This window comes from Paraburkholderia phymatum (assembly GCF_040965635.1).
Lineage (GTDB): Bacteria > Pseudomonadota > Gammaproteobacteria > Burkholderiales > Burkholderiaceae > Paraburkholderia > Paraburkholderia phymatum_B.
The window spans coordinates 31,570-49,467 of the sequence record NZ_JBFRCH010000029.1 but is presented as its reverse complement, the minus strand read 5'-3'; the positions used below and the strand labels follow the sequence as shown (position 1 = coordinate 49,467).

Below are 17,898 nucleotides of genomic sequence, written 5' to 3'. Positions count from 1 at the left end.
TCACGCGGGCTCGGCCGCCGCGCTTCTGCGCGTCGATAGCGCTTGCGCATTCGACGCATCCAACGCTTCCTCGATCAGTTCGATCCAGTGACGCACGCGAGTTCGGCCCGCGCCATCCAGATGCATCTGGCAGCCGATGTTCGCCGTCGCGATGACGTCCGGCTGTCCGCTTTCGAGCGCGGCCATCTTGTTGTCGCGCAGCTTCTGCGCGAGCTCGGGCTGCGTGATCGAATAGGTGCCCGCCGATCCGCAGCACAGATGCGCGTCGGGCACCGCTGAGAGATCGAAGCCGAGCCGCGTGAGGACGCTTTCCACCGCGCCGCCGAGTTTCTGCGCATGCTGCAGCGTGCAAGGACAGTGGAACGCGATGCGCGCCGCCACGGCGTCGTCGGCAGGTTGCAACGCGTCGAGCGGCTCGGCCGCCAGCACTTCGACGAGATCGCGCGCGAGCGCGCTCACGCGCGCGGCCTTCGCGGCATACGCGGGATCATTGCGCAGCAGGTGTCCGTATTCCTTCACGAATGCGCCGCAGCCGCTCGCCGTTTGCACGATCGCTTCGGCACCCGCTTCGATCGCGGGCCACCATGCGTCGATGTTGCGGCGCGCGCGATCGAGTCCCGCGTCCTGCGCGTTCAGGTGATAGTCGGTCGCGCCGCAGCAGCCCGCTTCGCCGACGGGCGTCACGCTGATGCCGAGCCGGTCGAGCACGCGCGCCGCCGCCGCGTTCGTATTCGGCGACAGCGACGGCTGCACGCAGCCTTCGAGCATCAGCACACGCCGCGCGTGACGCGGCGCCGGGCGCGGCTTGGCGGGCGCGGCGGCGCGCGTCGGAATCTTCGACTGCACGGCGGCGGGCAACAGCGGCCGCACAGCGCGCCCCGTCTTGAGCAGCGCATCGAACACGGCGGGCCGCGGAATCACTGCGCGCAGGCCCTTGCGCGTCAGCCGTTCGCCGACGGGCCGCTCGACGCGGCGCTCCAGTTCCGCGCGTCCGATGTCGAGCAGCCGGTGATACGTGACACCCGATGGACACGTCGTTTCGCAATTGCGGCACGTGAGGCAGCGGTCGAGATGCAGCTGCGTCTTGTCGCTGACGGGCTCGCCTTCGAGCAGTTGCTTGATCAGATAGATGCGCCCGCGCGGCCCGTCGAGTTCGTTGCCGAGCAGTTGATATGTCGGACACGTCGCATTGCAGAAGCCGCAATGCACGCACGAACGCAAGATGCTTTCCGCTTCGGTGGCGTCGGGCAGCGCTTTCGCGCGCGAGTCGAGATTCGTTTGCATGAGTGCGCTCGCTTCAGAGGTCGGCGTACAGGCGGCCGGGGTTCAGCACGCCGCTCGGATCGAGGCGGCGTTTCAGTTGATGCTGATAGCGCAGCAGCGGCGCCGCAAGGGGGTGAAACGGCTCGCGCTCCGGCGACGGCGTGAAGCACGTCGCGTGTCCGCCTGCCGCATGCGCGAGCTGTCGAATGTCGGCGGCTGTCGCGTCGCTCCTGAGCCAGCGTTGCGCGCCTGCCCAGTCGATCAGCGCATCGCCGGGCAGCGGCATCAACGGCGTCGCATTCGGCAGCGACAGTCGCCACAGCGGCCTCGCGTCGATATGCTTGTCGAAAAACGGCAGACGATGATCGCGCAGCGCATCCCAGAACGCGCAGTCGATTTCTTCGCCGCCGACCCGGTCCACCGCCGACTTCACCGATCCGCTGCCTCCTTCGAGCCGCACATGCAGCCTGCCGTCGAAATAGCACGCGCCCGTCACGGGCAGCGCGGCCTTGCGCCATGCCGACAGTTCCCGCATCGCTTCCTGCGCGTCGAGCGTGAGCGCGAACGTGCGGCGCTCGCGCGGCTTCGGCAGCACCTTCAGCGACACTTCCGTCAGCACGCCGAGCGAACCGAAACTGCCCGCGAGCAGGCGCGACATGTCGTAGCCCGCGACGTTCTTCATCACCTGGCCACCGAAGCGCAGATGGTCTCCATCGCCCGTGATCACGCGGCAGCCGAGCACGAAATCGCGCGTCGAACCCGCCCACGGGCGGCGCGGCCCAGAAAGCCCGCTTGCAACAGCGCCGCCGATGGTACCCGACCCGCTCCCCGTGCCGTTGAAGAGCGGCGGCTCGCACGGCAGCATCTGGTTCGCGTCGTCGAGCACGGAGTTCAGTTCGGTAAGCGGCGTGCCCGCGCGCGCCGTGATCACGAGTTCCGTCGGGTCATAGGCGACGGTGCCGCGATGCGTGCGCGTGTCGAGTTCCTCTCCTTGCACGTGGCGTCCGAGAAAACGCTTGCTGTCGCTGCCGCGAATGCGCAACGGCGTGTGCTCCGCGATCGCGCGCTGGACCTGCGCGATGAGGCGCGCGCTGTCGTCGGTTGAATCGAATTCGCGTCGCATCAGAAGCGCTCCAGCTCGGAAAACGGCAGCTTGCCGTGATGAATGTGCATCGCGCCGAATTCGGCGCAGCGATGCAGCGTCGGAACGTTCTTGCCGGGATTGAGCAAGCCGTCGGGATCGAACGCGGCCTTTAGCGAATGGAACAGCGTGAGTTCTTCGCTGCTGAACTGCACGCACATCTGATTGATCTTCTCGCGTCCGACGCCGTGTTCGCCCGTGATGCTGCCGCCCACTTCGACGCACAGTTCGAGAATCTTCGCGCCGAGCGTTTCGGCGCGCTCCATTTCGCCGGATGCGTTTGCATCGAACAGGATCAGCGGATGCATGTTGCCGTCGCCCGCATGAAAGACGTTCGCGACGCGCAGACCGTATTCGTTCGACAGCTCCGCAATGCCGCGCAGCACGCGCGCCAGCTCGCGGCGCGGGATCGTGCCGTCCATGCAGTAGTAGTCGGGCGAGATGCGGCCCACAGCGGGGAACGCGTTCTTGCGGCCCGCCCAGAAGCGCTGTCGCTCGGCTTCGTCCTTCGCGATGCGGATGTCGGTGGCGCCCGCTTCGCGCAGCAGCGCGCCGACGCGATCGCAGTCTTCTTGCACGTCGGATTCCGCGCCATCCAGTTCGCACAGCAGGATCGCTTCGGCGTCGACGGGATAGTCCGCGTGGATGAAGTCTTCGGCGGCGCGAATCGCGAGGTTGTCCATCATTTCGAGGCCGCCCGGAATCACACCCGCGCCGATGATCTGCGCGACGGCATCGCCTGCTTTCTCCACATCGTCGAAGCTCGCGAGCAGCACCTTTGCGCTCTGCGGCTTGGTCAACAGCTTTACCGTGACTTCCGTGACGATGCCGAGCATGCCTTCGGAGCCCGTCAACAGCGCGAGCAGATCGAAGCCGGGCGAGTCGAGCGCTTCGGAGCCGATCGTCAGACGCTCGCCGTCGATGGTCAGCACTTCGAGCTTCAGGATGTTGTGCACCGTCAGGCCGTATTTCAGGCAATGCACGCCGCCCGCGTTCTCGGCGACATTGCCGCCGATCGAGCAGGCAATCTGCGACGACGGATCGGGCGCGTAGTAGAGGCCGTGAATCGCGGCCGCCTGCGAGATCGCGAGATTGCGCACGCCGGGCTGCACGCGCGCGATCGATGCTTCAGGGGCGATGTGCAGGATGCGATTGAAGCGCGCCATCACGAGCAAGATGCCTTTTTCGAGCGGCAGCGCGCCGCCCGACAGACCCGTGCCCGCGCCGCGCGCGACGACGGGCACCTTGCGCGCGGCGGCGAATGTCAACAGCGCCTGCACCTGTTCAATCGACTCGGGCAGCGCGACCATCATCGGTGTCGTGCGATAGGCAGAGAGGCCGTCGCATTCGAATGGGCGCAGGTCTTCCTTGTCGTGCAGCAACTGCATGCCGGGCACGAGGCGTTGAAGCTCGGCGACCAGCGTGGCTTTGTCATGCGACGGAAGCGTGCCGTCGATCCGTTCGTCGTAGGCATAGCTCATCGGGTGTCTCCAGGTGCGCGGGGACTGGCTTCCACGCGCCGCATATTCATGTAGCCGCCGATTGTTCCCGTTTCGCCTTCCGCTGTCGATGGACGCCGCGAGTGGTCGTACCAGTTTTTTCGCCGCGACGATACCGTGCGGAAGCCGCGCAATCCGGCGTCAGGAGGGTATCGGCGGTATCATGGCGTACATGCGAAACTCGCTTATCAAGTGGTCATACCAGTGATTTCACGCACGCAAAACGACGTCAACGAGCCCGGTCGCAAGATTGCCGATGTGGTCGCCGAGCGCATCGAACGCCTGATCGTGGACGGCGTACTGAGGTCGGGGCAGGCGCTGCCATCCGAGCGGCGGCTGACGGACAAGCTCGGCGTATCGAGAACCGCACTGCGCGAAGGGCTCAAGCTGCTGCGCGCGCGCGGCATCATCGAAACGACGCACGGCAAGGGCTCGTTCGTCGCGAATCTGACTGCACAGCCGCCGCAATCGCCGCTTATGCATCTGCTCGCGTCGCAACCGCGCACGCTCTTCGATCTGTTCGAAGTGCGCGGCATGCTGGAAGCGGAGTCGGCGCGGCTCGCCGCGTTGCGCGGCACGCCCGCCGACTACATGATGATCACGCGGCGCTATGAAGAGATGCTCGGCGCGCGCGACGCCGAAACCGATCCGGCGACACACGCGCGCCTCGATCACGCGTTTCATCTCGCGATCTGCGAGGCTTCGCACAACCCCGTGCTCGTGCACACGTTGCGGTCGTTGACGGAGCTGCTGCTGAGTTCGGTGTTCGCGTCGGTGAACAATCTTTATCACCGGCAGCCGCATCGCAAGCGCATCGACCGGCAGCATGCGCGTCTCTACAACGCCGTGACGGGCAAGTTGCCCGAGCAGGCGTATCGGGCGGCCGCGGATCACATCAACGGCGTGCGCGAAAGCCTGCAAGAGATCGAACAGGAAGAACAGCGGCTGATACGCGCGACGCTCAGGCTCGAAGGGTGGAAGTGAGCTGAGCTGATCTGTTGATCAACACGCATGCGCTGTCCGCGTCATGCGCTTCGGGGCGCGAACGGGTGCAGCGATAACAGCCGGATAAGCCTTAGCCCGCCTCGAGCCGGTTGTCCTGATTGGCCGATACATTGTGCTTGCACATCGGGGTCGCGTATCCCGACGGTTCGACCAGCTGGCAGAGACGCTCCAATATATGTTTCGCCGACGCCGGGCTGTCGATGATGGCATCGACGCCAGGCCAACCTTCAAAAGGCGAGGGCGTCGTCGACAGGACGGCAGTGATGCAGTGCGGGCTCTGCATTTTGACTCGCTCGATTGCTCTTACCTTGGACGCGATGTGACAGTTTCCGTCAAGGAAGGCCAGTTGCGGGAGACTCACACCTGCCGCTTGTGCCGCGTTCCCACACGCTTCACAAGTCGATGCAAATCCTCGGACCAGAGAGAGAACGAAAATGGACTCTGCAATCGGTTCGGGCGGGTCGCGAAGCACGAGCAGGCGCCGTCCGTCGCCGATGTTCTGGAGCCGGGCCAGCGCGCCATCCGCAACGAGCGAGACGTGGTCTGCCTGCAACTTGAGCAGCGCAATGCGGTAGTGTTCCCGCGCTCGCGTAAACTCGACCGAGTCCTCGCCGAATGTATTGCATGCGACGTTCATCGCGTCAAAGGTGAGATTGACCAGTCGCAGCGATGCATCGAATGCCTCGCGTGTACCCATGGCGACTATCCGTGCTCTGTTCGTCCGATTGCAAGCATAGGGCTCGATGAGGACCCGAAAAATAGGTGCCGAGCGAAAAGCAAGATCAATATCTGCGCGGCCGCTGTTGCGCGTGAAGTTTCCCAATGAAACAGCCAACTTCGGGAACTCATTTCAATCTGACGGTGACGCTCGGGAGGAATTTCGTGGGGACAGTTTAGTGCCTCAAGTCTCAGACGCCTCGCGTTCGAGTTCTCGCAGCGGGACGTGACGCACATCGCGGCCCCGAACGGCGTAGACGATGAATTCAGCGATATTTTTCGCATGGTCGCCTATGCGTTCGAACGCTTTGGCGATGAACAGATAATCCAGCGCGACCGAAATCGTCCCGGGCGCTTCCTGCATCCGCGTAACGAGCGTGCGGACAAGATCGCGGAATGCTTCGTCGACGGCCCTGTCGTCCCGAACGACCTGCGCGGCAGCGACGGCATCCATTCGCGCGAAGGCATCGAGTGCCTGATGCAGGACGGCCGCGGCCATTGCGCCGCATTTTTCGAGTCCGATGACGCGAGCCGCGGGCGCGGCGCCCGTCTCGTCGATGCGGCGCGCGCGTTTCGCGATCTTGCGCGCTTCATCGCCAATGCGTTCCAGGTTCGTGACGCATTTCGACATCGCCATTAGCAGGCGCAAGTCGCGTGCGGCGGGTTGTCGACGGGCAATGACGCGATGGATCTCTTCGTCAATGTCGAGTTCGAGTGCGTTCACCTGTCGCTCGCTCTCGCGAACCTCGATAACCAGCGCGGGATCGTATGTGTCCAGCAGTTCGAGGCAGCGAGCAATCTGCCGTTCGACAAGCCCGCCCATCTTCAGGAGATCAGTCGAAAGCATGTCGAGCGCAGCGTCGAACTGACTGGAAAGATGCTTGTCGGGCATGGCGAACTCCTTTGCTTTAAAGCTCCGCGACCAATACAGATAGCTCGAAATGGATGTCGTGCTGCCTGTTTATCAGAAGCCGTTAAAAACTATATATACCGTTTCATGTACTTGTTGCAAGCGGGCAGAAGTTGCTGATGAACAACGACAACGGACTCTTTGAAAAGCCGTCCAGTACACGGAGACCGGTAAAAAAGACATCGCTATCCGAAGTAGAGGAAAAATTACGCTGAAGCGTCGCATTGACTGATGAAGAGATCAATCGCAGCGGCCCCCTTCGTTCATCGGACATTGAGCGTGCTGGCATGTCCATAAAGTATGAGATACGGACAGATGAAAGCACTTAACATTTATATCCGGGACCACATAAAATCAAATGTCCCCGATGACAGCGCGCCGAGGCAAAAAATGTCGAATGGCACCATGAACAAGCGCCTTATCTACAGGCAGTGTGAAATCGACTTTCAGCTGGAACTGTCACGAGGCGCCTCTTGCATAGCAAGCTGTGAGACCGAGGCGAGCTTGCGCGATCAGGTGGAAGAGACGGTGCACAGTTTCCTGCAGATTCACGGACCCAGCCGTTTTGCGGAATTCCGCGGCAGTCTGGCCAACAAGCTGATTGCGCGCGGCCGGCGTGACGCGGCACTGTTCGTCGCGTCGTACCCATTGCCAGCGCAGGCAATGAGCTAGTCGTCTTCACGACGTGGCGCGCGACTCGCGCGCACATCCATCCGCGAAGATCGCAATGGCAGAGAAGGCAAAAAGCAAAGGTAAAAAGCGAAGGCAAAAGGCGAGCGCAAAAAGCGTTGTCGCCTGGCGGCAAGGCACTATCGCGGCAAAAAAACTAACCGATATGACGGAGACACGACATGCTGAGTCCTCATGAGTTCGCCACCCTGATGCTGGTGAAATCGGCGCCCGACCAGATCGAGCTTGACCGTGCGGAACTGGATCAGCTGCTGGAACAACAGCTTGTCGCACTCGAAGAGATCGCGGGCGGCGTTCGGCGTCCGCGCCTGACCGTCCACGGCGATTCCCTGCTGCAGGCAATCTCACGAAAAGAGTGACGCGCACTGGCTGCATTCAGACTTCCAGTCTTTTGAAACACGGCAGCAAGCAGCGCGGCCGCTTCGCAGCGCAAAGGCGAAGCGGCCGCGTTCATTCGTCGATCATCGCCGGAATGTCCTCGACGAGCGCATCGATCGCGCAACGCGTTTTAGAGGGCATATAGCGGGTTCGCGGCCAAACGACGTTTATCTCCTGCGGCGGCAGGCTGCAACGTCCCTTGACCAGCACCAGTTCTCCCGTCTTCGTGTATCGCGCGAGCAGCCAGGACGGAACGCGTGCAAGCCCGAAGCCTGCAACGGCCGCGGACGCAATCGCCTGCACGTCGTCCATGCTCAGCTGCGGGCGAATCTTCACGCGTCTCACCTGACCCGCGTCGTCGCGCAGGTCCCACGGCACCAGTGCGCCGGCGCGCGCGTAGACGACGCCATCGCGTCCATCCATATCGTCGAACGAAACGGGCATGCCGTGCTCCACGAGATACGACGGCGCTGCGCCGATGCTCGTGTACTGTACGCCGAGGCGCCGTGCCGCGAGACTCGCACTGTCGCGCAGTTCGCCGATTCGCACGGCGAGATCGAAGCCTTCTTCGACGAGGTCGACCATGCGATCGCTGAACGACATGTCGATCTGCAACTTCGGATGCCGGCGCGCGAGATTCATCAAAACAGGTGCGACGCACAGTTGGCCGAACGCGAGCGGCAGACTGACGCGCAGCCGTCCACGCGGCGCGCGACGGCCGCCTTCGAGCTCGGCCTCGGCGGCTTCGAGCTCCGCGAGCGCGCGCACGCAGCGCTCGTAGTATGCCTGGCCGTCTTCGGTGAGGCTCTGGCTGCGTGTCGTGCGATGAATCAGTCGCGCGCCAAGCCTCATTTCCAGCCGCGCGATCACCTTGCCGACGGCCGAGCGAGTGAGGTTCAGCCGTTCGGCCGCCAGCGCGAAACTGCCTGCTTCGACGACCGCCACAAAGGTTGCCACGCCATCGAGCCGGTCAGTCATCACGCCACCTCATTGGTTCCTTAAGGGAGGCATTCATCGGAAGCTAGCTCGCCAATAGGGACTGAAGTTCCCGATATATTAACCGTTCATACACAGCATCGGGTTCACGTCATGCCGCCTCTCCGCTTTCGCAAGAACACGCTTGCGCTGCTTGCTGCCTGCCTTTCGTCATTGATGTTCGGTCTCGAGATTTCCAGTGTCCCCGCGATCCTGCCGACGCTCGAACATCTATTGCTCGGCGACTTCAAGGACATTCAATGGGTCATGAACGCCTACACGATCGCTTGCACGACGGTCTTGATGGCGACGGGCACGCTCGCGGATCGCTTCGGCCGCAAGCGCGTGTTCGTCGTCAGCATCGCGTTGTTCGGCGTCACGTCGTTGTTATGCGGGCTTGCCTCGAACATGGCCGTGCTGATTGCGGGGCGCTTCCTGCAAGGCGCAAGCGGCGGCGCCATGCTCATCTGCCAGGTGGCTGTGCTTTCGCATCAGTTCCAGCAGAGGCGCGAGCGCGTCAATGCGTTTGCTGCATGGGGCATCATCTTCGGAATCGGACTGGGATTCGGGCCGATCATCGGCAGCGCGACGGCCGCGCTCGTCGGCTGGCAATGGGTCTTTCTGGTTCACGCGCCACTGGCGCTCGCGACGATCGCCCTCGCGGCGAGCGGCGTCAGCGAATCGCGCGATCCGCATGCACAAAAGCTCGACGCATGGGGCGCCGCGACGTTGTCGCTCGCCGTCTTCGGCCTGGCTTTCTATATCACGCAGGGCGCGGACCTCGGCTTCACGAGCCTGCGTGCGCTCGGCATTGTCGCGATGAGCGCGCTCTGCCTGATCGTATTCTTCGTCGCCGAGAACATGAGCGCGCATCCGATGTTCGACTTCTCCGTCTTTCGCATCCGCGAGTTCTCGGGCGCGCTGATCGGTTCAGCGGCGATGAATTTCAGCTTCTGGCCTTTCATGATCTATCTGCCCGTGTACTTCCACAACGCACTCGGCTACGACGATCTTCGTGCGGGACTCGCGCTGCTCGCCTATACACTGCCGACGCTCGTGGTGCCGCCCGTCGCGGAACGCCTCGCTTACCGCTATCGCCCGGTCTATGTCATTCCTGGCGGACTGTTTACGATCGGCGTCGGCTTCTTTCTGATGCGTATCGGCGGCATCGCTGAACACGCGAGCTGGATCACGATGCTGCCCGGTTGCGTCGTCGCGGGCGTCGGGCTGGGCCTCACCAACACGACAGTGACGAACACGACGACGGGCGCCGTGCCGAGCGCGCGCGCCGGCATGGCATCGGGCATCGACATGAGCGCGCGCATGATCGCGCTCGCGATCAACATCGCATTGATGGGGTTCGTATTGGTGGCGGGCGTCGATGCGTTGCTTTCCCGCGAGCTTTCGGGTGCGCTCGACACCGCGCAGATTCATGCGTTGAGCGTTGCGATTGCGGCAGGCCACAGTGTCGCGCTCGACCAGAAGACCGCACACGACGCGCTCGTGCACGGCTTCGGCTGGGTGATGCTGTATGGAGGCGCCGGTGTGTGGGTACTCGCCGCTGCGAGCTTTCTGATCTTCGGCGCGGCGGCCAACCGTCGGCAACATGGCGAAGCGCACGCGAGCGCACGTGCGCAATGCACGGATTGAACCGGCACGTAAGCGCGACGATGATGCCCCGGCTTGCGAGCGTGCGAACCAGCAAAAGAGGAGCGTCCTACCATCGCAATAGCTTCGGCCCGAGCCACGCGCCGATGCCCGCGGGCATCAACATCCCGATTGCGTACCACACGCTCCAGAATGCAGGGCTCATCTCGGGGCAATGCAGGCAATAGACGACCGTGGCGGTGGAACTCGCGAGCAGGCCGGCGGCTGCGCCCGCGAGCCGCAGATCCGTCGGCGCGAGCGCTTTGACGGCCCAGAACACGGCGGGAAACGTCGGCACGGAAAGCAGCAGGATGTTGAACGGGCACGTGCGCCACGTTTGACCGAGCACGAGCGGCCAGCGCCCCGCGGGCGCCACGCCATCGAGCACGAGCGCGCCCGCGACCCACACCGCGACGAACGGCAACGCGACAAGCGCCCACGTATAGCCGGCCCGGGCGCCCGGACGGCCGAGCCGCATCACGGCGAGCATCGCGCCCACGGCAATCGCGAGCGGATAGGCGAGCTTCGCCCAGAAGATGCTTGTGCGCGCGACACTGCCGAGATCGTGCCGCACGCCGAACACGATGGTCATCAGGATCAGCGAGCCCAACGCGCCGAGCAGCATCGCCTTGATGAAACGGCGTGCGACGGCCACGCGATCGACGCGCGTCACCTGGTTCGACAGGAGGCTAATGAGATCGTCGGTCTTCATCGCAGCCCCCGAATAAGCGCAGCCAATGCCTTGAGACCACGATGCACGCCAACCTTGACGGCCGATTCGGAAAGGCCGGTGATGCGTGCCGTCTCCGTCACCGACAAGCCTTCGAGTTTCATATGGACAATGGGCAGCCGCTGCTTGTCCGGCAGATGTGCGAGCAGCTTGCCGATGTCGTGACGCGCTTGCGCGGGTTCGTCGTCGGTGTCGGCGAGCAGGTCGGCGTGATCGTCGAGTGGATCGTTCAACGATTCGCGGCGTGCGCGAGAGCGGAAGAAGTCCATCAGCTTGTAGCGGGCGATTGCATGCAGCCAGGCGGTCAGCGGTTCGTCCGCGCGATACGTGTGACGCGCATTGTGCACGGCGAGCAGAATCTCCTGGACGAGGTCTTCGACGTCGTCGCGATGGTTGGGAATGCGCTTGCGCAAGTAGCCGCGCACATGCCGTGTGAGCGCTTGCAGGAAGCTGCGATAAGCGTCCGCATCGCCGTCGAGACCGCTGACGAATAGCGCTTTCAGGCGGCTTTCCGCGTCCTGCAACATGGTTCCCCTATTGGCGAGACGGCGGGACGGCGACACATGCGAATAGCGCGCGTCCGCAGAAGCGAGCGCGCCGCCCAGTTTCAGATCGATCGCTTCGGAACCGCCGAAGCCGTGATGCGCCACTATAGCGCGGTCGTGGTCCATCGTCGTCACCCGCTTCCTTTATCACGCTAGTTCGCGTTTTCGCGGCCGCCCGTTACAGCGCGCGCAAAATTTTTCACGCGGATCAAAAGCGCCGAACGCATCTGCGCGTGATCGGTGCGACGCTGTAACCAACCGCGCGTTGGCAACGAATTGACAGGTATCCGACCATCACGGTGATCGACATGGAAACGATGAAAGCGCCACTCACGCCAGCGCGCGAGACTTTACCGCGCAATCCGCCGATTCATGCGCTCTGGCTGCGCATCACGCATTGGCTCAATGCGTTGGCCGCGCTGATCATGATGTTTTCCGGCTGGCGCATCTACGACGCTTCGCCGGTGTTTCATCACATCGTGATTCCGCCGTCGATCACCCTAGGCGGCTGGCTCGGCGGCGCGCTGCAATGGCACTTCGCGGCGATGTGGCTGCTGGTGTTCAACGGGCTGGTCTATCTCGCGCTCAACATCGCGAGCGGGCGCTTCGTTTCGAAGTTCTTTCCGCTGTCGCCGCGCGACGTGCTGCGCGATTTCATTGCCGCATTGAGCGGCAAGCTCTCGCACGCGGATCTGCGCCATTACAACGCGGTGCAGAAGCTCGCGTATCTCGTGATCGTCATCGATCTTGCCGTGCTCGTGCTGTCGGGGCTCGCGATCTGGAAGTCCGTGCAATTTCCGCTGTTGCGCGAACTGATGGGCGGTTACGACAACGCGCGCATCGTTCACTTCTGCGCGATGGCGGTGATGGCGGCGTTCGTCGTCGTGCATGTCGCGATGGTCGCGCTCGTGCCGCGCTCGCTGCTGACGATGCTGCGCGGCCGCTGATCTTTGTCGAGGAACACGCCATGAACGCCAATGACAAAAAAATCATCAAGCTCGACCGCGCAGCGATTCTGGCGGATGCGAGCCGCGAACTGGACATGCCGTCGCGCCGTCTGTTCGGCAAGCGGCTGTTGACGTTGGGTGGCTTGTCGTTGTTGACAGGCTGCTCTATCACCGATGACGAGTCGGTCAACAAGTTTCTGATGGCGGTCTCACGTTTGAACGATCGCGCGCAGGCGCTCCTGTTCGATCCGGACCGCCTCGCGCCGACCTACACCGAAGCGCAGATTACGCGGCCGTTTCCGTTCAACGCGTACTACGGCATCGACGAAGTGCCCGAAGTGAACGGCAGTGACTATCGGCTGAAAGTGAGCGGCCTTGTGACCGGGCAGCGCGTGTGGACGCTGCCGCAGTTATACGCGCTGCCTCACGCGGAGCAGATTACGCGACATATCTGCGTGGAAGGCTGGAGCGCGATCGGGCGCTGGGGCGGCACGCCGTTCCGGGAGTTCCTGCGCCGCGTGGGCGCGGATACGACGGCGAAATACGTCGGCTTTCGATGCGCCGACGATTACTACGAAAGCATCGACATGCCGACGGCGCTGCATCCGCAGACCCTGCTCACGTTCGACTACGACGGCGAGCGTCTGCCCGCGAAATACGGCTATCCGATGAAGCTGCGCATGCCGACCAAGCTCGGCTACAAGAACCCGAAGCATATCGTCGAGATCTTCGTCACCAATACGTATCCCGGCGGCTATTGGGTCGATCAGGGCTACAACTGGTTCGGCGGTTCGTGAGCGCCGCCCGTTTTGCTGGTTCCGGAATGGCCGGATGCCACTTTCAACCCCAAGGAGATGAGCAATGAAACGACTGATGACGGCAGTAATCGCGGCAACGCTGGCGGTGGGTACATCCGCTGCATTCGCGCAGGCGAGCGGCGCGATGTCGAACGATCAGATGTCACACGACGCAATGGGCAAGGGCAACATGTCCCATGACAAGATGAGCAAGGGCGACATGTCTCACGACAAGATGAGCAAGAGTCACAAGATGAAGAAGAACGATTCGATGAAAATGGATCATCCCGCGTCAGGCGCGATGTCCGAGTAGGTAGGGCAGCGAGCGAGACCGGGCGTGCATTCGCGCCCGGCCCGTTTTCATAGCGGTACTGTGGCGTATCCGTTCACGCCTGCGCCTGAAAGACCAGATTGAATGGCGTCTGCGTTGCGCGCCTGAAGCGGGTGAAGCCGCCCGCTGTCACGACTTCCTTGAGCCGTGCTTCGCCTGCTTGCGCACCTAGCGCCTTTCTGCCTTCCTGCGATAACGACGCCGCCGTGCAGATCATCGTCGACGCCGAGTAGAACACGCGTCCGACCGGGTTCAGATTGTCTTCCAGCCGATCGTTTGCGAAGGGCTCGACGATCATCCACGAGCCATCGGGCTTGAGCGACTGCAGCACATGGGCTGCGGCGCCTGTCGGGTCGCCCATGTCATGTAGACAGTCGAAGAATGCGACGAGGTCGTAACCGCTTCCCGGGTATTGCTGCGCGCGGGCCACTTCGAACGTGACGCGACCGGCGACGTCCGCTTCACAAGCCAGTTCGCGCGCTCTTTCGATGGACGGCTCGTGATAATCGAAGCCGACGAACGTGGCGTGCGGATAGGCCTGCGCCATCAGGATCGTCGACGTGCCGTGTCCGCAACCGACATCGGCGACTTTCGCGCCTTGCCCCTTCAGAACCGCTTCGACGCCGTCGAGCGCGGGAATCCATTCGTCGACCAGATGCACTGCGTAGCCAGGCCGGAAGAACCGCTCGGTGCCCTTGAACAGCGATGGGTGATGCTGATGCCATCCGACGCCCAGGCCCGTGCGAAACGCTGCTTCGAGTTTGGGTATCGCGCGGAACATCGCTTCGGCGCAGTCGCAGAAGCCCGGAACAAAGGTGGGGCTTGTCTCTTCCGCGAAGCACATTGCCATTTCGTTTTCGAGGCGGTAGCGGGCGGTCGCCGCGTCGTAACTGATGAAACCCGACGCGGCCTGCGCTGCAAGCCATTCGCGCACGTATCGTTCGGCAAGGCCCGCGCGTTCCGCAACCTGCTCCGAGGTCAGCCAGCCCTGTTCGGTCATCGCCTTGTACAAACCGAGCCTGTCACCTAGCGCGATCAGCGGCGCGGACGCTACTGCACCAAACTCTTCGACCATGCGCGCCATGAAGTCCTGCACTTTCTGTTCGTCGTATTGCATGTGCCACCTCCTTGACGAAGGCAGGGTTGATCTGACGAAACAGGCGTTGCCCAAATGCCGACAATGGCCGGCCTCGCCCATGCAAAGTATAGGAAGAAGAGCGATGGACGAAAGACAAAGTGCAGGCAGCCTGATCGCGACACGGGAGTACGACGGCGGATAAACGGCGCTGCTGAAGAACGCGATCGACTGGATCAGCCGGCCGCGCGTCGACGGGTCGAGCGCTGTCGCGCTGATGGCAGGCAAGGCGGCACTCATGTGTGCATCGCCGGGGCAACCAGGAGGGTTGCGCTTTCAAACGGGCATGGGCGCCGTTCTCGACAAACTCGGCATGCCCGTCATTCCTCAAGCATTTGCAGCAGGCATGGCGCATGAAGTCTTCGATGCGCAAGGACAGTTGAAGGACAGCACTGCCACGCGGCTCGCGTCGGGCATGGGCGAGGCGTTGTATCGGATGGCTTTGCGGCTCGGCTGAAAGGGGCGCACGAAGTGCGTCAACGCGCACCGTGCGCGTTTTCCTTCACGGCTATTGAGTTGTTGAGCTATTGAAACGGAGGGAGCATGCGACGGCTATCTTGGGGTAACACTTTCACCCTTGTGCCCCGGGTTAGCGGCAGAGGTATCGGCTGTGCAAAGTTCCAATGCCGTTATGGCCTTTCTTGCGACCGCCAACGTTTCGTCGCACGCAGCAGGCTTCTCCGATCTCGGGCATCCGCCTTCGGACGCTAGAGCGAACATCTGGCGCACTTTTCGGAGCGCCGCATCGGGAGAACCGTTGTCGTATATCAGACGAGCCACGTTGAAGCTGCTTCCCGATGGCAATTCGACAAAATCAGGGCATTCTGTCCGAGCGGCGGCATCCGCCTCGATAAGCGCGAAAGTCGCGGCCAGCGCGGCTGTACAAACGAAGCGCGAGCCTGCAGTGCTCATTTCCATGGATGGCTCCCTCATAGGTAGTCGTCGACGGATGACATCCGTCAGACAGGTGAACGCATGTCCTGGTGGGTTTCGCAAAAGGTGGGTGAGCAAGCGACAAACCATACGCCGTTTGTGATTTGCACGCTGAGGAGGGAAGGGAAAAACCGGACGGTCACGCGTCCGTAAATGTCAAAGGTGCTAAACGCGCCGGCGCGGTGGACGCGCGGCGCGGCAAAGGCAAGCCGGCGCGTGTCAGCAAAAGCGGGCCCAACGCTGCAGTGCGTTTTATTTTCAAACCGCTGCGACTTTTTCTTCGTCGAATGACAGTGGACGGCACGACAGCGTGCTACGCATTGCCATACAGATACGACACTTTGCCATTCGCAATCTGCTGCGCCATCTGCTGCAAATCGACGGGCGTGTTCTTCGCAAGCAACACGTAAGCAAGCTTGTTCGAACGCCAGGTGACCGTTTTCATTTGGCCAACCTGCTGCGCGCGCACGGGTTCATCGGCGTGCGGATCTTCCAGCACGCACAGCGCGACAGGGTCGCCCCGTTCGGGCAGGTACACGATCTGAATCAACGGACGGTTGTCGTAATTCAGGCGCTGCACGCGCTTGAACTTCAGGCCCGCCTGCTGCAGGTCCGGTACACGCACGGGCATGCCGTCGCGCTGACGGATGTCCGCGAGAATCTGCTCGGTATTCGCCGGATCGTCGCGGATGCTCGCGACCGTCTCGCGTCCGTACAGCACCTGATAGTCGGCCACGCTTCGCACCCACGGCGACACTACCTCATGGCGGAACGGGCTGAGCGGTCCCAGGTAGCCCGTCAGCACGCCGGAGATGACCGCGCCCGCAACGAAGGCGGCGGCAAGCCATGGGACTGCGGACGCCTTGCGGGACACATCGCCGCGCTGCCGCGAGGCGCTGACGCTGACGAGTTCATCGACATGCTGCGCCAGACTTTCCGGCACGGGCGGCAATGTCTGCCGCTCGAATGCCGCGCGATACGGCAGGCACGACGCGCGCAACGCATCGACACGCGCGCCGAGATCGTGCGAGTGCGCAATGGCGGCTTCGACTTCGGCCCGCTGTTCGGGCGGCAGCTCGCCGTCAACGTACAACATCAACATCGAGTCGTCGATATTCTTCATATTGATTCTCCCTTGCGCGCAGCTGTGGACGATTGCGCGCCGAACCGCTGCCCGATCGTCAGACGGGCGCGCGAGAGCCGGCTCATTATCGTGCCGATGGGCACGTCAAGCACGTCCGCAGCTTCGCGATAGCTGAGACCTTCGATGGCGACCAGCACCATCACGACACGCTGCGCATCCGGCAATGCCTCGACGGCATTGATTACCTGCCGATGCATGAGGTCGATCTCGGGGGTATGACCGGACGGATCGGCGAGGCTTTCGATCTCGTCGTCCTGCCAGTTGATGTTGCCCCTGGTGCGAATGGTACGGGCGCGCAACTCGTTGATCCACGTGGTATGGACGATCGCGAACAGCCAGCTGAGCGCCGATGTGCCGTGCTGCAACTGGCTGCGCCGCTCGAGTGCGCGCACGCACGCGCGCTGGACGAGATCCTCCGCGTCGTGCTGGTTCTGCGTCAGGCGCAGCGCGAAGCGCCATAGCCGTGGCAGGAGCGTCGGCAGGATTGTCGGCAAATCTTCTTCGTTCATCGACGCCACTCCTTCCAGGGCCGCGCGTATATCGACATAACACCCGATCCGCCGATTTATTCGGGCGTATTTCGCCAGTTTTTTGCCGGCATTTGGGGAATAAGCGCAGGAGACCCACTGTTCTCAGATCAGCAGATAACGATTTGCGCAGGAGACCATCATGCAAGACGTTCTCGATAAAGCCCGCGAGGCTGGCATGGCTGTGCTGCTCGATGCGTGTATCGGCAGCCAGCGGTTTCATAGCGTGGTCGGCTCGGAGGCAGCGCTTGCGCGCTTTGCAGCGCTTTGCGAAAGCGGGGTAGCGGATCTCGAAACATTGAGCCGATGGGCGGACCTCTGCGAACGGGGCGCAGGTGCTTCCGTGGGCGAATCGATCCGCAGCGTACTCGACGCGCGCAAGCATGCGGCTCCCCGATGACGCGAGCGGCGCGTCGATCTGAAAGCGCGTTGTGCCGCGAATCGGCGTGAACGGGGTCGTCCCGGGGTGCGCGTCCATGGACTGACTCTCGAATGGGCGAGGGGAGCGAAGACGGCGCGCTACATCGTGGTGCCGGCAACGAGAGTGCGAACGGACTGCAATCGCGCGCGATGCAGACCGCTCA

The 17,898-nt window shown here is 62.7% G+C and carries 21 protein-coding genes; 9 read left to right on the top strand and 12 right to left on the bottom strand.

Annotation, left to right across the window (positions count from 1 at the left end):
* Genes glcF through glcD form a run of 3 tightly spaced genes read right to left on the bottom strand, consistent with a single transcriptional unit; the run spans position 1 to position 3,885 of the window.
* The gene (gene glcF, locus AB4Y32_RS31595; protein WP_368725087.1) at positions 1-1,284 is read right to left on the bottom strand and encodes a glycolate oxidase subunit GlcF; all 1,284 of its coding nucleotides are present in this window, start codon (positions 1,282-1,284) and stop codon (positions 1-3) included.
* A 13-nt stretch (positions 1,285-1,297) separates the two neighbouring features.
* A complete protein-coding gene (gene glcE, locus AB4Y32_RS31590) occupies positions 1,298-2,386 on the bottom strand; it encodes a glycolate oxidase subunit GlcE (RefSeq protein ID WP_368725086.1) in 1,089 nt (362 codons plus the stop codon).
* Positions 2,386-3,885, bottom strand: coding sequence for a glycolate oxidase subunit GlcD (glcD, locus tag AB4Y32_RS31585; protein ID WP_368725085.1), 1,500 nt, complete (start codon positions 3,883-3,885; stop codon positions 2,386-2,388). The genes glcE and glcD overlap by 1 nt, the downstream gene beginning before the upstream one ends.
* A 216-nt stretch (positions 3,886-4,101) precedes the next feature.
* Here glcD and glcC point away from each other — a divergent pair, with 216 nt between their 5' ends.
* Positions 4,102-4,887 carry a transcriptional regulator GlcC gene (gene glcC, locus AB4Y32_RS31580; RefSeq protein ID WP_439899870.1) on the top strand — a complete coding sequence of 262 codons (786 nt, stop codon included), beginning with the start codon at positions 4,102-4,104 and terminating at the stop codon, positions 4,885-4,887.
* A 91-nt stretch (positions 4,888-4,978) separates the two neighbouring features.
* Here glcC and AB4Y32_RS31575 read toward each other — a convergent pair whose 3' ends face one another.
* Positions 4,979-5,605, bottom strand: coding sequence for a hypothetical protein (locus AB4Y32_RS31575; protein WP_368725084.1), 627 nt, complete (start codon positions 5,603-5,605; stop codon positions 4,979-4,981).
* Between the two features lie 204 nt (positions 5,606-5,809).
* A complete protein-coding gene (gene phoU, locus AB4Y32_RS31570; protein ID WP_368725083.1) occupies positions 5,810-6,517 on the bottom strand; it encodes a phosphate signaling complex protein PhoU in 708 nt (235 codons plus the stop codon).
* Between the two features lie 333 nt (positions 6,518-6,850).
* Here phoU and AB4Y32_RS31565 point away from each other — a divergent pair, with 333 nt between their 5' ends.
* Positions 6,851-7,207, top strand: a complete 357-nt coding sequence (locus AB4Y32_RS31565) for a hypothetical protein (protein ID WP_368725082.1) — start codon at positions 6,851-6,853, stop codon at positions 7,205-7,207.
* Positions 7,208-7,386: 179 nt separating this feature from the next.
* A complete protein-coding gene (locus tag AB4Y32_RS31560) occupies positions 7,387-7,584 on the top strand; it encodes a hypothetical protein (protein ID WP_368725081.1) in 198 nt (65 codons plus the stop codon).
* Positions 7,585-7,675: 91 nt separating this feature from the next.
* On the opposite strand, the gene AB4Y32_RS31555 is transcribed toward AB4Y32_RS31560, so the two are convergent.
* On the bottom strand, positions 7,676-8,581 hold the full coding sequence (locus tag AB4Y32_RS31555; protein ID WP_368725080.1) for a LysR family transcriptional regulator: 906 nt from the start codon (positions 8,579-8,581) through the stop codon (positions 7,676-7,678).
* 111 nt (positions 8,582-8,692) lie between these two features.
* Between AB4Y32_RS31555 and AB4Y32_RS31550 the strand changes: the two genes are divergently transcribed.
* Positions 8,693-10,228, top strand: coding sequence for an MFS transporter (locus AB4Y32_RS31550; RefSeq protein ID WP_368725079.1), 1,536 nt, complete (start codon positions 8,693-8,695; stop codon positions 10,226-10,228).
* Between the two features lie 67 nt (positions 10,229-10,295).
* On the opposite strand, the gene AB4Y32_RS31545 is transcribed toward AB4Y32_RS31550, so the two are convergent.
* Both AB4Y32_RS31545 and AB4Y32_RS31540 read right to left on the bottom strand, forming a co-directional pair.
* Positions 10,296-10,937: a DUF1109 domain-containing protein gene (locus AB4Y32_RS31545; protein ID WP_368725078.1), complete on the bottom strand. Its 642-nt coding sequence runs from the start codon at positions 10,935-10,937 to the stop codon at positions 10,296-10,298.
* Entirely contained in the window at positions 10,934-11,479 is a 546-nt protein-coding gene (locus AB4Y32_RS31540) for a sigma-70 family RNA polymerase sigma factor (protein WP_368725116.1), read from the bottom strand. The genes AB4Y32_RS31545 and AB4Y32_RS31540 overlap by 4 nt, the downstream gene beginning before the upstream one ends.
* A 329-nt stretch (positions 11,480-11,808) precedes the next feature.
* On the opposite strand from AB4Y32_RS31540, the gene AB4Y32_RS31535 reads away from it, so the two are divergent.
* From AB4Y32_RS31535 to AB4Y32_RS31525, 3 genes are all read left to right on the top strand, one after another.
* Positions 11,809-12,447 carry a cytochrome b/b6 domain-containing protein gene (locus AB4Y32_RS31535; protein WP_368725077.1) on the top strand — a complete coding sequence of 213 codons (639 nt, stop codon included), beginning with the start codon at positions 11,809-11,811 and terminating at the stop codon, positions 12,445-12,447.
* A gap of 20 nt (positions 12,448-12,467) precedes the next feature.
* Positions 12,468-13,244, top strand: a complete 777-nt coding sequence (locus tag AB4Y32_RS31530) for a molybdopterin-dependent oxidoreductase (RefSeq protein ID WP_368725076.1) — start codon at positions 12,468-12,470, stop codon at positions 13,242-13,244.
* A gap of 64 nt (positions 13,245-13,308) precedes the next feature.
* A complete protein-coding gene (locus tag AB4Y32_RS31525; RefSeq protein WP_368725075.1) occupies positions 13,309-13,557 on the top strand; it encodes a pentapeptide MXKDX repeat protein in 249 nt (82 codons plus the stop codon).
* 73 nt (positions 13,558-13,630) lie between these two features.
* On the opposite strand, the gene AB4Y32_RS31520 is transcribed toward AB4Y32_RS31525, so the two are convergent.
* Entirely contained in the window at positions 13,631-14,692 is a 1,062-nt protein-coding gene (locus AB4Y32_RS31520; RefSeq protein WP_368725074.1) for a class I SAM-dependent methyltransferase, read from the bottom strand.
* 169 nt (positions 14,693-14,861) lie between these two features.
* Between AB4Y32_RS31520 and AB4Y32_RS31515 the strand changes: the two genes are divergently transcribed.
* A complete protein-coding gene (locus AB4Y32_RS31515; protein ID WP_368725115.1) occupies positions 14,862-15,167 on the top strand; it encodes an NADPH-dependent FMN reductase in 306 nt (101 codons plus the stop codon).
* 95 nt (positions 15,168-15,262) lie between these two features.
* Here the strand turns inward: AB4Y32_RS31515 and AB4Y32_RS31510 are convergent, their stop codons facing one another.
* From AB4Y32_RS31510 to AB4Y32_RS31500, 3 genes are all read right to left on the bottom strand, one after another.
* A complete protein-coding gene (locus AB4Y32_RS31510; RefSeq protein ID WP_368725073.1) occupies positions 15,263-15,628 on the bottom strand; it encodes a hypothetical protein in 366 nt (121 codons plus the stop codon).
* A gap of 328 nt (positions 15,629-15,956) precedes the next feature.
* Complete coding sequence (locus tag AB4Y32_RS31505; protein WP_368725072.1) at positions 15,957-16,766, bottom strand: anti-sigma factor; 810 nt, start codon at positions 16,764-16,766, stop codon at positions 15,957-15,959.
* Positions 16,763-17,305 (bottom strand): RNA polymerase sigma factor, encoded by a 543-nt coding sequence (locus AB4Y32_RS31500; RefSeq protein WP_368725071.1) that lies wholly within the window; start codon positions 17,303-17,305, stop codon positions 16,763-16,765. The genes AB4Y32_RS31505 and AB4Y32_RS31500 overlap by 4 nt, the downstream gene beginning before the upstream one ends.
* Positions 17,306-17,456: 151 nt before the next feature.
* Between AB4Y32_RS31500 and AB4Y32_RS31495 the strand changes: the two genes are divergently transcribed.
* On the top strand, positions 17,457-17,714 hold the full coding sequence (locus tag AB4Y32_RS31495; RefSeq protein ID WP_368725070.1) for a hypothetical protein: 258 nt from the start codon (positions 17,457-17,459) through the stop codon (positions 17,712-17,714).
* Positions 17,715-17,898: the final 184 nt, after the last annotated feature.